This is a genomic window from Amphiplicatus metriothermophilus (assembly GCF_900199215.1).
GTDB classification, from domain to species: Bacteria; Pseudomonadota; Alphaproteobacteria; order Caulobacterales; family Parvularculaceae; genus Amphiplicatus; species Amphiplicatus metriothermophilus.
Genome location: NZ_FZQA01000005.1, coordinates 109,913 through 122,702, shown reverse-complemented (window position 1 = coordinate 122,702; position 12,790 = coordinate 109,913). Strand labels below are relative to the sequence as shown.

General features: G+C 62.7%; 18 protein-coding genes. 7 read left to right on the top strand and 11 right to left on the bottom strand.

Annotated elements, in window-relative coordinates:
* Window positions 1-2: 2 nt before the first annotated feature.
* The 8 genes from CHB64_RS11400 to CHB64_RS11365 form a co-directional block, all read right to left on the bottom strand.
* The gene (locus CHB64_RS11400; RefSeq protein WP_089412748.1) at window positions 3-599 is read right to left on the bottom strand and encodes a hypothetical protein; all 597 of its coding nucleotides are present in this window, start codon (window positions 597-599) and stop codon (window positions 3-5) included.
* 17 nt (window positions 600-616) lie between these two features.
* Complete coding sequence (locus tag CHB64_RS11395) at window positions 617-1,546, bottom strand: ATP-binding protein (RefSeq protein WP_089412747.1); 930 nt, start codon at window positions 1,544-1,546, stop codon at window positions 617-619.
* Window positions 1,546-1,842, bottom strand: coding sequence for a hypothetical protein (locus CHB64_RS11390; protein WP_045449928.1), 297 nt, complete (start codon window positions 1,840-1,842; stop codon window positions 1,546-1,548). The genes CHB64_RS11395 and CHB64_RS11390 overlap by 1 nt, the downstream gene beginning before the upstream one ends.
* The gene (locus tag CHB64_RS11385; protein ID WP_045449929.1) at window positions 1,839-2,327 is read right to left on the bottom strand and encodes a hypothetical protein; all 489 of its coding nucleotides are present in this window, start codon (window positions 2,325-2,327) and stop codon (window positions 1,839-1,841) included. The genes CHB64_RS11390 and CHB64_RS11385 overlap by 4 nt, the downstream gene beginning before the upstream one ends.
* A 10-nt stretch (window positions 2,328-2,337) precedes the next feature.
* Entirely contained in the window at window positions 2,338-2,547 is a 210-nt protein-coding gene (locus tag CHB64_RS11380; RefSeq protein WP_050474479.1) for a helix-turn-helix transcriptional regulator, read from the bottom strand.
* 167 nt (window positions 2,548-2,714) lie between these two features.
* Entirely contained in the window at window positions 2,715-3,653 is a 939-nt protein-coding gene (locus CHB64_RS11375; protein WP_089412817.1) for a hypothetical protein, read from the bottom strand.
* Window positions 3,637-4,824 (bottom strand): hypothetical protein, encoded by a 1,188-nt coding sequence (locus tag CHB64_RS11370; RefSeq protein ID WP_089412746.1) that lies wholly within the window; start codon window positions 4,822-4,824, stop codon window positions 3,637-3,639. The genes CHB64_RS11375 and CHB64_RS11370 overlap by 17 nt, the downstream gene beginning before the upstream one ends.
* Window positions 4,825-4,836: 12 nt before the next feature.
* The gene (locus tag CHB64_RS11365) at window positions 4,837-5,079 is read right to left on the bottom strand and encodes a DUF2188 domain-containing protein (RefSeq protein ID WP_089412745.1); all 243 of its coding nucleotides are present in this window, start codon (window positions 5,077-5,079) and stop codon (window positions 4,837-4,839) included.
* Between the two features lie 95 nt (window positions 5,080-5,174).
* On the opposite strand from CHB64_RS11365, the gene CHB64_RS11360 reads away from it, so the two are divergent.
* The gene (locus tag CHB64_RS11360; protein ID WP_089412744.1) at window positions 5,175-5,543 is read left to right on the top strand and encodes a helix-turn-helix domain-containing protein; all 369 of its coding nucleotides are present in this window, start codon (window positions 5,175-5,177) and stop codon (window positions 5,541-5,543) included.
* Window positions 5,540-6,472: an ImmA/IrrE family metallo-endopeptidase gene (locus CHB64_RS11355; protein WP_089412743.1), complete on the top strand. Its 933-nt coding sequence runs from the start codon at window positions 5,540-5,542 to the stop codon at window positions 6,470-6,472. Before CHB64_RS11360 ends, CHB64_RS11355 begins: the two co-directional genes overlap by 4 nt.
* A gap of 48 nt (window positions 6,473-6,520) precedes the next feature.
* Here CHB64_RS11355 and CHB64_RS11350 read toward each other — a convergent pair whose 3' ends face one another.
* The 3 genes from CHB64_RS11350 to corA are packed head-to-tail and all read right to left on the bottom strand — an operon-like array spanning window position 6,521 to window position 9,309.
* Window positions 6,521-7,351, bottom strand: coding sequence for an undecaprenyl-diphosphate phosphatase (locus CHB64_RS11350; RefSeq protein ID WP_089412742.1), 831 nt, complete (start codon window positions 7,349-7,351; stop codon window positions 6,521-6,523).
* Window positions 7,351-8,316, bottom strand: a complete 966-nt coding sequence (locus tag CHB64_RS11345; protein ID WP_089412741.1) for a calcium/sodium antiporter — start codon at window positions 8,314-8,316, stop codon at window positions 7,351-7,353. The genes CHB64_RS11350 and CHB64_RS11345 overlap by 1 nt, the downstream gene beginning before the upstream one ends.
* Before the next feature lie 21 nt (window positions 8,317-8,337).
* Complete coding sequence (corA, locus tag CHB64_RS11340; RefSeq protein WP_089412740.1) at window positions 8,338-9,309, bottom strand: magnesium/cobalt transporter CorA; 972 nt, start codon at window positions 9,307-9,309, stop codon at window positions 8,338-8,340.
* Between the two features lie 151 nt (window positions 9,310-9,460).
* On the opposite strand from corA, the gene CHB64_RS11335 reads away from it, so the two are divergent.
* The 5 genes from CHB64_RS11335 (at window position 9,461) to CHB64_RS11315 (ending at window position 12,637) form a co-directional block, all read left to right on the top strand.
* On the top strand, window positions 9,461-9,721 hold the full coding sequence (locus tag CHB64_RS11335; RefSeq protein WP_200815348.1) for a helix-turn-helix transcriptional regulator: 261 nt from the start codon (window positions 9,461-9,463) through the stop codon (window positions 9,719-9,721).
* A 61-nt stretch (window positions 9,722-9,782) separates the two neighbouring features.
* A complete protein-coding gene (locus CHB64_RS11330; RefSeq protein ID WP_089412739.1) occupies window positions 9,783-10,031 on the top strand; it encodes a TFIIB-type zinc ribbon-containing protein in 249 nt (82 codons plus the stop codon).
* A 382-nt stretch (window positions 10,032-10,413) separates the two neighbouring features.
* A complete protein-coding gene (locus CHB64_RS11325) occupies window positions 10,414-10,923 on the top strand; it encodes a DUF2924 domain-containing protein (RefSeq protein WP_089412738.1) in 510 nt (169 codons plus the stop codon).
* Window positions 10,920-12,257, top strand: coding sequence for a recombinase family protein (locus CHB64_RS11320; RefSeq protein WP_089412737.1), 1,338 nt, complete (start codon window positions 10,920-10,922; stop codon window positions 12,255-12,257). The genes CHB64_RS11325 and CHB64_RS11320 overlap by 4 nt, the downstream gene beginning before the upstream one ends.
* Window positions 12,254-12,637, top strand: coding sequence for a hypothetical protein (locus CHB64_RS11315; protein ID WP_089412736.1), 384 nt, complete (start codon window positions 12,254-12,256; stop codon window positions 12,635-12,637). Before CHB64_RS11320 ends, CHB64_RS11315 begins: the two co-directional genes overlap by 4 nt.
* Window positions 12,638-12,790: the final 153 nt, after the last annotated feature.

The window sequence follows — 12,790 nt, the reverse complement described above, 5'->3', positions numbered from 1 at the left end:
CCTCACTGCGCCCAAGACGGGCGCGTGCCCGCCGCCGGTGCTGAAGAGTGCGGCATGGAGGGCTGGGAAGGCTGAGCCTGCGGCTGCGGTGCCGCACCGGGCACGCCCATGAGGGCGGCATAGTCCTTGTGATCCGGCGTCACGGCTGCGCGGATCTCGTTTTTCTCCTCGCCGTTGGTGTCGGTGCCGATGTCGATCCGCGCCACGAACTCGAGGCCGTCGAGATCGGCAAAGCCGCTGATGCGACGCGCGGCCTGGGCCTGAGCGGACGTGTCCTTGTCCGAAATGCCGCGCGCGGAGTTGAGCATGCCGCGGATCAGGCTGCGGCCCATGTTCGCCCAGTCCGGCCCCTTGGGGCTGTAGAGCCCGATCAGGGTGAAGATCTTGCGCCGGGCGTAGGGCCCTTCGAGAACCGTGAACTCGCCCGAGAGATAGACCGAGCCGGTCGTCCCCCGCGTGGCGTATCCGCCGGTCCAGCCCTGCGCCGGATCGTCGAATCCGCCCGGACGGATCGTCAGGCGCACCTTGGCCAGCGTGCCCTTGGGGATGATGTTGCTGTTCTGCTTGGCGTCGTTGAAATCGTTCCAGGATCCAGTCATGGCTGGGGTCTCCTCGTTCAGGCGTTTTCGGAATGGGTGGGGGCGTCGGAGGTCGGCGCCGTCGCGGCCGGGGGCGGGCTGCGATAGGCCAGCCGCTCGGAGGCGGGCTTCACGGGGCCGCGGATCTTGGCCATCAGGCGGCCGAGATGCGGCTCCTCGATCAGGTCGAGACGGCCGGATCGATCCTTCGCCGGGAAGTTCCAGGGGTTGATCGTCTGGCAGACGAAGGCACGGTACGGCGCGCCGGACTCGTCCTTGATCTCCGCCATCGTCAGGACTTCATCGACGATGCCCGGCAGCTCGAGGCCGGTCTTCGAGCCGTCGATCTGCGGCTGGAAGATGCGTCGATTGAAGTCGTCGAGCTTTTCGTCGAGGATCCCGACGAACCAGACGTTCTTCGCCCGCGTGTGCTGCAGATGCGTGAGCCACGCGACCATCTCGCGGCCGTGCAGGCCATAGGCGCCGCGGACATCGGGCTTGCCGGTCTTCTCCGAGAACGCCTCGGGCTGCCCCTTGCACCATTGGAAGCAGAGCCGCCCGGCGACGGTGATCGAGTCGATGAAGACCGTGTGATAGCGGTCGAGCGAAGCCGGATCGCCGAAGCGCTCGCACACCGCCGCGAAGTGGGCCTCGCTGTAGACCTGGTCGTCCCGCAGCGCCGGATTGGGGCCGCCGATGAAGACCGCGAAGTCGCGGCACTCGGCCCATGTGCGCGGCCGGACGCTGTCGCCGGACCATCCCTCGATGGCGAGGTCGCCCGCCTCCAGGTCGATGAACAATGTAGTGGCGGGGTCGAGCGTCCAGAGAAGCGAGGTCTTGCCGATCCCGGACTTGCCGAAGATCGTGCCCTTGATGCCGCGCGGCTCGGCGAGCCGCTGATCGGCCGAGATGATTGGCAAGAGGCGAGGAAGGCCGGAGGCCTGACAGGGAGAGGCAGGAATCGCCATCACTTGCCTCCCTTCGCCGCGATCAAGGCGTCGACCGCGATGTCCGCTCCCAGCGCGCCGGCCTTGCGGGCCTCGTCGTGGAGGGTGCGCACCGCGTCGATCTCGCGGTAGAGAGCCGATGCCTGCTCGTTCAGCCCGATGAGGGCGAAGGCCAGGTCGTCGATCGAGGCCGCCCCGACCGGCTTGACGGTCTCGTCGTGACGCTCGCCAAGGGCCGGCACCCGGATGGTCTCGGGCAGCTTGTCCAGCCCGAAATGTTGCTCGCGGAGCATCGCGAGCTTCTTCGTGATGCTCATGACGTCACCTCGGTGTTCAGGGAAAGACGGAAGCTGGGCTTGCCGGTGCGGACGGTGCGCGCGTCCTCGAAGGCGGAGCGGATGTGGCTCGGCCAGGCCGCGTACTTGCGCTCGGACACCTTGATCGCGACATCGACGTATTCGGTGGGGTCGTCGCCCTCGGCCCGGATGCGTTCGACGAGAGCGGTGAGCTTGTCCTGGTCCCAGTCGACGCGCTTCGGCAGGTCGGCGATCACGGTGACCGCGCCGTCGTCGAAGCGGATGGTCCCGGTGTCTTTGCCGGCGGCCTGCCGTGCGGCGTGGGCACGATCGCCGTACTTCAGCGCGACGGCCCCATCGAGCCAGTCGCAGACGGTCTTGGCGCGGCGCAGAGCGTCGGCGGCCTCGTCCTGCAGGAGGGCGAGCTGCTCGGCGGACAGAGCGGCGATGTCGCCGACAGCCATGCGCCGGAGCTCATCGAGGGAGATGCGGTTGGAGATCGTCATCACCACCACCTCATGCTGCAGGCTTGCTGGGGTGGTCGGCGGTGCTCGCCCGGATCTGCTCGCGCTCGTACTCCTCGACGTCTTCGAGGCGATACACGACGCGACCGCCGAGCTTGACGAAGCGCGGGCCTTCGCCCGTCCAGCGCCAGCGCTCAAGCGTGCGGTGACTGATGTTCCAGCGCGCAGCCAGGTCGATCTGGTTGAGGTGTTTCGTAGCCATTTGTGTCTCCTTGGGTTCCTGTCGAAAACCTGCGGAGAGGATGGCTGCCGGGCGGGTAGGAGCCGGGAAGGAGCCAGGTAGGGCTCAAGGTAGGAATCGGGGAAAGCGGCTCAGAAATGAAGAAAGCCGCCCACCGGGCGGCCTTTCAGATGAGAGAGTTCAGGTCATCAGAGGAACATCCAACAGCGGCCATGCTCCTCGCTGATGAAATCACGCCAGTCAGGTCTTCCGGAGAAAGCCTTCGCCAGCGTGTTGACGCTGGTGCTGTATCCAGCGATCTCCAGAACCTCGGCAGTCAGGAGTTCCGGGTTACCCGATTTCCAAGCGTCATATAGTTGCCTGATGATCGCGCGCTGCTTTGATCCAGAGAAAGAATAACGTGCTCCGCGAACGGTGAGGGATGCTCCGTCGGCCGCCATGGTGATCAAGTCGTCGTTCAGCTGTGAGCCCGTCGCGACGCGGGCGGCCAATAGCTCGGGAGCGATGGCAAGACCGTTGTGATCGGCAACGTCTCGAACGGCGATGAGCGTATGACCGAGGTGCACGTCAGTCGGCAGGCGATTTCCAGCTGTGAAGCTCAGGACAACTCGCAAACCGGGCGCCGGACGCATGCGGGCAGCATCGATGAAACGTTTCCATATCGTCGGATCGCCTAGCCGACGGCCAATCCAGACAGATGTACGTTTGCTGCGTCCTGGGAGGCGCGCGTCGCCGATCTCCCACAGAAGGTCGGGTACGAGTTCGACAGGGCCGGTTCGCGGGGAGAAATCCAGCCGCTCGAACAGCTGATCGAGCAACATGCTGAAGTTGACGCGGTACGTTGCCAACTGATTTCCGGGGACGCTCACCCAACCCGCTGACGGGCTGAAATACCCATATACCCGATGTTCAGGTGACCAGATCAGATTGACGGGCTCGTCCTCGTGGTCGACGAGTGAAACGGCTGCCCGCGAGTGATCTTTCGGCTGAAGGATCCCAGCCCCTTTCAGCACTGGCGAAATCGGGCCATAGTAGCCGTCGAGGACCGAGCCGCTGATAACTGCATCCGGCGTCTCGATCACCGACAGCAATAGGTCCGCCGCCCTCAGATCAATCAACGACGACACCGCCGTCTCCGGAAAGGATGCCCCAGCGCCGGAGATACTTCTCGCCGATCAGCTGCTCCTTTTCGGTCTGGTCCTTGAGATTGCAGCCATGCGGCATCGTGATCGTCAACGGCAGCGTCCGACCGCGTTTGGCATCGCCCTTGGGATGGAATTTGATGGAGAGTTTGGCCTGTGTCGCCACCCAACCGCCAGCCAGCGGATCGTTGGCGCCGAACCGCTCCGCCGACATGCTCCAGATGGTGCGGTCAGCCTTCCGAAGACATTCCAGCGTGACGCGCTCGCCCACATTGTCGATGGGCATCAGACGCAGCTGCTTTACCTCGACGGACTCGATCCCATCCTCCGGGTCGGTCGGAAAATCGAAAGGATGAAGCAGAACCGCGAGGTCGTAGGTGCGGAAGGGTACCTTCTCGCTTTGGAACTCGATCCCCAGCAGGTCGCGCGCCATGAAGCGGACCATCTCCTCGCGGCTCTCGCGGTCGTTGGCGACGACTTCGATGACGCCGGTCGCCGGTTCATAAGTCATGGCCGCCTCGAACACGGGACGGCGGGCGCGGCGGACGAGCGTTCCCGCGTCATCGAACGCCAGGAAATCGTCGAGGAGGCCTTCGCGGTAAATCGCGATCTGGACAAGCTCGCAATCCTCGCCGTCGAAGGTCGGCCGGTAGCGCTCGAAGATATCGATGTGGATGTTGTTGGAAGCGAACCGTTCGCGCAGCGCCGCCTTGAAGGCATCGATGGATGCCTCGTCCCGGCGCAGATCGAGGTTCGGCTCGCCGATGAACCCGTCCCAGCTCCGACCACGGCGCCGCTCATCGGTGTAGCGGACCTCCTCGGCATGGCGGAACCGAACCGGTTCGTTCAGGAACATCCAGAGCGAACGCGCATGGCCATTTGCCAGATCATCGAGCACCGTGCGGTCGTCGATCACGCTGTAGAGTGCGGTCTGCCCCGCATCATTGGCCAGGGCGCTCACACGCTCGGCGTCATTGACGATCCGGGCGCGGGCTTCGTCGTCCAATTCGTCGACGGCTCGCAAAGTGACGCGGGCGACTTCCGGCTCGGGCGCCTCCCAATCGACCTCGGTCGGAAGCTCGATGCCGGTGTGGTGGAAATAGGCCTGCAGCGACGAGGCAGGCATGTTGCGGATGAAACTCGTCACTGAGGCCATGATCGGTTCTCCTTAGCCCTTGATGTTGCGCGGGTCATTCCCGTGCGAATCGGACTGGCCGATCCGGCCGTCCTGATTGTAGATCTTGAACTCCGTCCCAGCGTTGCGGCTGATCTCCCGCCCACGGTCGATCGCCTCCCGCTTCGTGTCGAAGTGTCCGCTGGCGCGCTCGGCGCCGCCACGGCGGACATCCCATCCGCCATTGGGATTGGGGACCGCGTGGTGGGTGCCCGAACCTTTACCTGCTTTAGCCATGACGGCCTCCTGTATCGTGAAAGCGCGAAAGTGGGTTCGTTACTACGAACTTGTGCGCAAGATAGGTATTGCAGGTGCGGCGTGTCAAGGACTAGATGTATCGCGATAACGAACCTGACGGACAAACAGGAGAACACCCGGTGCCAACACCCTTGGGAGAGCGCGTTCGCGAGCTCAGACTGAAGCGAGGATTGACCCTGGAGGCGCTGGCCGAAAGGGTCGGATCCAGCAAGAGCTACATGTGGGAGATCGAGAACAAGGACGTCGCGCGCCCTTCGGCTGAGAAGCTTCACCAGATCGCGGCCGCCCTGGAAACTACGACCGATTACCTGATTTCTGCCGACGAAGTCACCGAAGCGGACGCGACGGACACTGCCTTCTTTCGCAAGTATCAGAAGATGAAGCCGAAGAGCAAAGAGAAGCTTCGCGAGATGCTCAAAATCCTGGACGATGAAGATGAATGAGCAATAGCGGCAGAAAATCGCCCCAAAGGGCCGCAAACGATCTGACTGTGCTTCTCCGCACCGTGCTGGGAGAAGACCGGTTCCCTGTGGACGTGGAGGCGCTGGCGCTCGAAGTCTCCCGAAACCACGAAGACCCGATTACGGCAGTGAAGGGCATCGACATCGACGGCTTCGAGGGCATGCTCCGGGCACGGCGCAAGAAGCCCGGTTGGCAGATTCTCTACAACACTCAGCCCCGCTACCGCGGACGCGAGCGCTTCACGCTCGCTCATGAGTTCGGGCACTACTTGCTGCACCGGCGCCCGCTGACCGCAGAGCACTACCGTAACGGCGAGCTCTCGGACGATTTCGACTTCGAGTGTCTTCCACTGCAAGCCAACGGCTGGAAGGACGGGGAGAAGCAGCGTGAAGAAGAGGCCGATACCTTCGCCTCCTTCCTGTTGATGCCGATCGACGACTATCGGAACCAGGTCGGCAGTCAGGAGGTAACTCGCGACCTCCTTGGCCATGTGACTGACCGATACGGAGTTTCGCTTCTTGCGGCCGCGCGCAAGTGGATCGAATTCACCGACACCCGAGCGGCCATGGTGGTTGCGCGAGACGGATTCGCGTTGTGGGGCAGAGCGAGCACGCGCGCCTACAGAAGCGGTGTCTTCATTCAATCGGGCATGCCGATTCCCGACGGCTCCATCATGGCCATGGGTTCGGCGTCGCAGCACACCAGTTCTCAGCGCCCGGTGGCTTTGCCCGCCGGCATTTGGACATTTAGTCGGGGCTCCGAACCAGTCCGAGAACTGACCTTCTTCTCTGACCGGCTCGGTTTGGCGGTGTCTCTTCTGCAGTTCGATCCCGCCGACTACCGGGCTGAGATTGAAGATGAGGAGCCTTGGGACAGCTACGACCAGTTCGTTTCGTTCGGGCAACGCTGAGCGGGAACATCGAACGTCGGGCACAGCGTAGCAAGAGACTGCCCCAGCCTAAAAGGCACCCGCGAACAGAGCGACGGTCAGGATGAGCCCTAGCGCCAGCCGGTAAATGACGAAAGGAGTAAAGCTGGCGCGCTTGAGCCAAGCCATCAGCCCGGCAATCGCGGCAAGTGCACTTGCAAACGCAAGCATTCCGGCAAGCACTGCGTCGCTCTGAAGCGCGGCATCCCCGGATCGAGCGAGATCATAACCTCCAAGTAGGCCCGCCGCGGCGGTAGTGGGGATGGAGAGCAGTAACGAAAAGCGCGCCGCCTCCGGACGGCTCTGTCCCAAGAACAATGCGGCCGTCATGGTGATCCCGGACCGGCTCACGCCTGGCACCAGAGCCAGAGCCTGTGCCGCGCCGATGATCATGGCGTCGCGCCAGGTGAGACCGGCGATGCCCCCCTTCGCTTGGTCGGCGTGCCGGTCCGCCAGCCAAAGCACCACGCCGAATATGATCGTCGTCGCAGCGATCAGCGCAGGGCTTCGCCAGTCGTTCGCGATCGTGTCCTTCAGCAGAAACCCTGCCACCACGACTGGGAGCGTGGCAGCGATCACCTGCAGGCAGAGCCGCGCGTCCGCCGTCATGATACCCCGGATCGCGTCAAGGCCACCGCTCGCCAGACGCGCCACATCCTGCCTGAAATAGAGTATCACGGCGAACAGGGTGCCCATGTGCATGGCCACGTCGATGGCCAGCCCCTGATCGGCCCAGCCGGTAATCGCCGGCACGAGAATGAGATGCGCCGAGGAACTGATGGGCAAAAACTCGGTGATGCCTTGAACGACCGCCAGGACGATCAGGTGCAACAGCGGAACGCCGGCTTCACTCTCTCCCATCACGCAGCCATTCCGTTGCCGAACAGGAATGCCATATATCCCGCATAAGTCAGCAGCATCAGGGCAGCCCACACTCGCCCGATTGTCTTGGTTGCGAAGAGAAGCAATATGAAGACGCAGCTGGCGGCCAGCATGATCGGCGTATCGATGACTCTGAAGCGTTCGCTGATGTCGATCGGCTGAATGACGGCCGTTGTACCAAGTATCGCCAGCACGTTGAAAATGTTGCTGCCGATGACATTGCCCAGCACGACATCCGAGTGGCGGCGGATGGCGGCGACGATGGCTGTCGCCAGTTCCGGCAGCGACGTCCCAACCGCGACCAGTGAAAGGCCAATGACAGCGTCAGGCACCCCGAAGCTGCGCGCAATCGATACAGCGCCGTCCACGAGGAAATCCGCGCCAAAGACCAGCAGTGCGATGCCCCCAAGGGCAAGGATGGGCGCCAGCCAGGCACGCCTGATCGGAATGTCTTCGAACTCCTCCGCTTCCTGCTCGAAAACATTGGCGGCTGTCTCACGCTTCTCCAGCCAGTAGCTGGCGAGCAGATAGACGCAGAGCACCCCCAGTAGAGCGGCTCCCTCGATGGTCGTAATCGCTTGCCCCTGAACAAGGCCGAACAGCGCCAACGCCACCAGTCCCGCAACGAGCGCCTCGCGCACCGCCGTCCGCTTCCAGCCTGTGATGGGCAGGATCAGCGCAGAAACGCCCACGATCAGCAGAATATTCGCAATATTGCTGCCGACGACGTTTCCCAGCGCAATCTCAGGGGAGCCGCCGAGGGCGGCATTGACCGAGACCAAAAGCTCTGGCGTCGATGTGCCGAACCCGACAATCACCAGCCCGATGATGAGCTTGGACAGGCCGAGGCGCTCGGCGATGGCGACGCTGCCCCGCACGAGACTCTCGCCCCCAATGAACAGCAGCACGAGCCCCGATGCGACCAGTCCGAAATCCAACAGCATTATAATTCGTTCTCCAACCAGTCAGAGCCATCCACGGCGCTTGAAATAAACGTAGGGAATGATCGCCGACAGGATCATCAAGCCGATTGCCCACGGGTAGCCGAGAAGCCATTCAAGTTCCGGCATGTGTTCGAAGTTCATCCCGTAGCTCGATGCGACCAGCGTCGGCGGCAGGAAAACCACAGCCGCGACCGAGAAAATCTTGATGATGGCGTTCTGCTCGATATTGATCATGCCGAGCGTGGCATCGAGCAGGAAGGTGATCTTCTGGGAAAGGAAGCTCGCGTGGTCGGCAAGCGATCGCACGTCGCGAGAGAGAGTTTTGATGCGCTCTCTCAAGTCTTTTCCGCTCTTGCGCTGCATGGCACCATGGCCAAGAAAGCCGATGAGTCGTTCGAGCGTCACGAGGCTATCGCGAATATTCGACGTGAGATCGCCCTTGCGGCCGATGGCTTCCAGAACCTTTTGGAAATCCTGGCTCTTGGTCGGCTTGGCGCCCTTGTGCTGGAAGACATCGCGAGAGATGCCATCAATCTCCCGGCCGGCCCGCTCCAGGATATCGGCCAACCGATCGACGATCGCTTCCAGCAGCGCAACCAGCACACCCTCGCCAGTGTCACATCCCATCGGGACCTTTTCGGCGCGCTGGGGAAATGTCTGAAAAGCTCGTGGATCATGGTAGCGCACGGTGATCAGACGGACGCCCGATAGAACGAACGTCACCGGGTGCATCTGCGGATCATCGCCATCGGCCTGGGCCGGCAGCGTGGCGGTCATGAAGGCGGCGCCATCCTTGTTGTAGAGGCGTGAGGAGATCTCGATCTCCTCCATCTCCTCCTTGGTCGGAATGTCGATCCCGAGGCGACTCTCAAGATCGTTCTCCTCAGCGTCCGTTGGGTTGATGAGATCGATCCAGACCAGGTTTTCAGAAAGCTCCGATGCCCCCTCAACGGCTTTCAGCCGACCGCCTTCGTTCAGGAATCCGCGGATCATCGGCGCCTCCTTTCGTTCATGCAGCTCTCCGGGAATATGCGACTTGCGTCGAGCGCGACGGTAACCGAGACCGAGGCGCAAGCCAATCAAATATTCCGGAGCGGTAATCTTTCTTGACCGGCCGACGCAAGTTCGCTTTCATCAAGCAGTCATGAGCAACGAACACATGATCGACGCGCCCGAGGATGTCGGCGCAATGATCAGGGCCGCTCGCAAGGCGCGCAGCCTGACACAGCGGGAGCTATCGGAAGCGGCGGGGGTGGGGCTGCGCTTCGTGATCGACGTGGAACGCGGCAAGCAAACGAGCCAGATTGGGAAGGTCCTGCATTTGCTGCGGGTTCTGGGCGTTCAGCTGTCTGCTCATCATGAGTACACAGACCGCAACCCCGTGGGATCAAAAAATTGCAAATAGAGGAATCGCACCTACATAAAAAATGCGATGAACCGGATTAATCGAAAGGAGCCCAGCTCAGATGAAGTGTCCAGTCGACAACGAAACCCTTGTCATGACCGACCGCAATGGCGTCGAGATTGATTATTGCCCCAAATGCCGCGGCGTTTGGCTCGATCGCGGAGAGCTGGACAAGATCATCGAACGGTCGGCCAGCGCGCCAAGTTCCGCCCCGGCGCCGACGGCGCAGCGCTATGAAGGCCATGGGCATAGCCAAAAGCCGTACCGCAAGAAGAAGGAATCGTTTTTGGGCGAGCTGTTCGACTTCTGATAGTCGCAAAATACCCGATCTGATGCCTTTACTTTAGCCAGGTATGTGCGCGCCACTTCTAATGATTCCGCAGCAACGCGATAAGCCATTGAATCTTATTGCACACCATGGTTTTGCGACTACCGTTTCGCCAGTCATCCTCTGTTGCGAACGGTCTCATGCAAGACGCCCGATCCGGTCCCAACCCCTTGTTGCCCGTCCGTCTGTCGGCGGACGAACGCCTCGATGAACTCGCGCAGATTCTTGCTGCGGGGCTGAGGCGTATCCTGCCGGAACAGTCCAGTTCTTTATCTGCACCTGGCGAAGACAGTTCATTCGACATTCTCGCCCTCAAACGCCGTGTTGGTCGTCGCAAACCGAGCAACCGAGTTGGAGGGCAATAATGCCAGGGACAAAGAGAAAGACTGACGCCGCACCATGGCAACCGGGCAACCGCGATGCGGCGCACGCGGGCGTGGTCACGCAGCTTGCAGCGCTGAAGCGAATGACGGTGGTCGAGCTGAAGGCGAAGTGGGAAAGCCTCTTCGGCACCCCCGCTCCGAACAACAGCCGCAGTTACCTCGAGCTGAGGCTCGGCTACCGGGTCCAGGAACTGACCCTCGGCGGCCTGACCCGCGAGACGCGGCGGACGCTGGACTTGCTGGCTGACGAAATCGAGGGCCGGGCCGGGCGCAAGACGATCATCGCGGATCCCCGCAACCCCGTGGTCGGAACCCGCCTCGTGCGTGAATGGGACGGGGTGGAGCACACCGTCACGGTGATGAAGGACGGCTTCGACTGGCAGGGGCGCAAGTTCAAGTCGCTGTCGGCGGTGGCGCGGGCGATCACCGGCACGCAGTGGAACGGCTACCGCTTCTTCGGCCTCCGCGAGGCGCGGAGGGACGACCGATGAGCCGTCATCAGGAAGCCGTCGCGGTCGTTCCGCGCCGCCAGCGCTGCGCCATTTATACCCGCAAGTCGAGCGAGGAAGGGCTCGACATGGAGTTCAACAGCCTCGACGCCCAGCGCGAGGCTTGCGAGGCCTTCGTGACGAGCCAGAAGGCGGAAGGCTGGGCCACGATCCGTGAACGCTACGACGACGGCGGCTTTTCCGGCGGCACGCTGGAGCGCCCCGGCCTGAAGCGTCTCATTCAGGACGTCGAGGCCGGTCTGATCGATGTGATCGTGGTCTACAAGATCGACCGGCTATCGCGCTCACTGATGGATTTCGCCAAGCTGGTCGAGATCTTCGACCGCAATCAGGTGACCTTCGTTTCGGTCACGCAGTCGTTCAACACCACGACCTCGATGGGCCGCCTGACCCTGAACATCCTTCTCAGCTTCGCACAGTTCGAGCGGGAGGTGATCGGCGAGCGCATCCGCGACAAGGTCGCAGCATCCCGCAAGCGCGGCATGTGGATGGGCGGCCACGTCCCACTGGGCTACGACGTGCACGACCGCAAGCTGGTGATCAATGAGGCCGAGGCCGCGACGGTCCGGATGATCTTCGAGCGGTTCGTCGCCATCGGCTCCGCCACGACGCTGGCCAAAGCGCTCGCGGCTGAAGGCGTGCTGAACAAGCGCGGCAAGCCGATCGACAAGGGCTTCCTCTACAAACTGATCAACAACCGGGTCTACCTGGGCGAAGCCGTGCACAAGGGCACGGCCTATCCGGGCGAGCACGAAGCCATCATCGATCAGGTCCTGTGGGACAAGGTTCACAGCATCCTGCAGGAGAGCCCGCGCCTGCGGGCGAAGAACACCCGCCGCCAGACGCCGGCCCTGCTGAAAGGGATCATCTTCACCGAGACAGGCACGGCGATGACGCCGACGGCGACGAAGAAGGGCACGCGCCTCTACCGCTACTACGCGTCGATGGACTTGATACGAAATCGCCCGACCGGCGACGCCTCGGGCCCGCTGCGCTTGCCCGCCGGCATGGTCGAGGACGCCGTCGTCGGCGAAATCCGCCGCATGATCCGCGCGCCCGAGATCGCGGCGCGGACCATAAAGGCCCTTCGCGAAGAGAGCACGGCCGTCGATGAGAAGGCGGTCGTCCAGGCGCTCGGCGAGTTCGATCAGCTCTGGGCGGCGCTTTATCCGGCGGAGCAGACCCGCATCGTCCAGCTGCTGGTCGAGCGGGTGACCGTCGGCGAAGACGGCATTGCAGTCGATCTGCGCCACGACGGGCTGGATTCGGTCCTGCGTGACATGATGGCCCCCCACCAGACGGAGGCCCGCGCATGACCGACACGACGAACACCATCCGCGTCGTCATCCCCCTGACGATCCGCAAACGCAATGGGCGGCCGAAGATCCTCCCGCCCGACGAGGTGACGGTCCGGGACGGCCGGTCGCAAGACCCTCATGTGCTGCGCGCCATCGCCCGCGCTTGGAACTGGCGGCGGCAGCTGGAATCCGGTGCCGCTTCCACCATTCAGGATATCGCCGCGGCCGAGAAGGTCTCCGACCGGTTCGTGAGCCGCATGATGCGGCTCGCCTATCTGTCGCCGGAGGTGCTCGAACACCTCGTCATCAGGCGAGTGCCGCCGGCACTCTCGCTGAACGACCTTGTCGCTGTCGCCGACCGACCATGGGCGGAGCAGATGCGGCGCGTTTTCGATTGAGCCGACCGCGCTTGGAGGGATGGCGCACGTAACGCCGTCAAGGCATAAAGAACGGGTCGCACTCGAACTGTGAGCCGTCGCTTCATGTCTCTTGCTAAAAGCCCGCCGCCTGCCGTTGACGAGAAAAAGGTCCGCGCTTTACTCGAAGCCTAC

What these genes read in the sequence shown, in the direction of transcription:
- CHB64_RS11400 (WP_089412748.1), bottom strand. Translation starts at nt 599, where the DNA reads ATGACTGGATCCTGGAACGATTTCAACGACGCCAAGCAGAACAGCAAC.
- CHB64_RS11395 (WP_089412747.1), bottom strand. Translation starts at nt 1,546, where the DNA reads ATGGCGATTCCTGCCTCTCCCTGTCAGGCCTCCGGCCTTCCTCGCCTC.
- CHB64_RS11390 (WP_045449928.1), bottom strand. Translation starts at nt 1,842, where the DNA reads ATGAGCATCACGAAGAAGCTCGCGATGCTCCGCGAGCAACATTTCGGG.
- CHB64_RS11385 (WP_045449929.1), bottom strand. Translation starts at nt 2,327, where the DNA reads ATGACGATCTCCAACCGCATCTCCCTCGATGAGCTCCGGCGCATGGCT.
- CHB64_RS11380 (WP_050474479.1), bottom strand. Translation starts at nt 2,547, where the DNA reads ATGGCTACGAAACACCTCAACCAGATCGACCTGGCTGCGCGCTGGAAC.
- CHB64_RS11370 (WP_089412746.1), bottom strand. Translation starts at nt 4,824, where the DNA reads ATGGCCTCAGTGACGAGTTTCATCCGCAACATGCCTGCCTCGTCGCTG.
- CHB64_RS11365 (WP_089412745.1), bottom strand. Translation starts at nt 5,079, where the DNA reads ATGGCTAAAGCAGGTAAAGGTTCGGGCACCCACCACGCGGTCCCCAAT.
- CHB64_RS11360 (WP_089412744.1), top strand. Translation starts at nt 5,175, where the DNA reads ATGTATCGCGATAACGAACCTGACGGACAAACAGGAGAACACCCGGTG.
- CHB64_RS11355 (WP_089412743.1), top strand. Translation starts at nt 5,540, where the DNA reads ATGAGCAATAGCGGCAGAAAATCGCCCCAAAGGGCCGCAAACGATCTG.
- CHB64_RS11350 (WP_089412742.1), bottom strand. Translation starts at nt 7,351, where the DNA reads ATGGGAGAGAGTGAAGCCGGCGTTCCGCTGTTGCACCTGATCGTCCTG.
- CHB64_RS11345 (WP_089412741.1), bottom strand. Translation starts at nt 8,316, where the DNA reads ATGCTGTTGGATTTCGGACTGGTCGCATCGGGGCTCGTGCTGCTGTTC.
- corA (WP_089412740.1), bottom strand. Translation starts at nt 9,309, where the DNA reads ATGATCCGCGGATTCCTGAACGAAGGCGGTCGGCTGAAAGCCGTTGAG.
- CHB64_RS11335 (WP_200815348.1), top strand. Translation starts at nt 9,461, where the DNA reads ATGAGCAACGAACACATGATCGACGCGCCCGAGGATGTCGGCGCAATG.
- CHB64_RS11330 (WP_089412739.1), top strand. Translation starts at nt 9,783, where the DNA reads ATGAAGTGTCCAGTCGACAACGAAACCCTTGTCATGACCGACCGCAAT.
- CHB64_RS11325 (WP_089412738.1), top strand. Translation starts at nt 10,414, where the DNA reads ATGCCAGGGACAAAGAGAAAGACTGACGCCGCACCATGGCAACCGGGC.
- CHB64_RS11320 (WP_089412737.1), top strand. Translation starts at nt 10,920, where the DNA reads ATGAGCCGTCATCAGGAAGCCGTCGCGGTCGTTCCGCGCCGCCAGCGC.
- CHB64_RS11315 (WP_089412736.1), top strand. Translation starts at nt 12,254, where the DNA reads ATGACCGACACGACGAACACCATCCGCGTCGTCATCCCCCTGACGATC.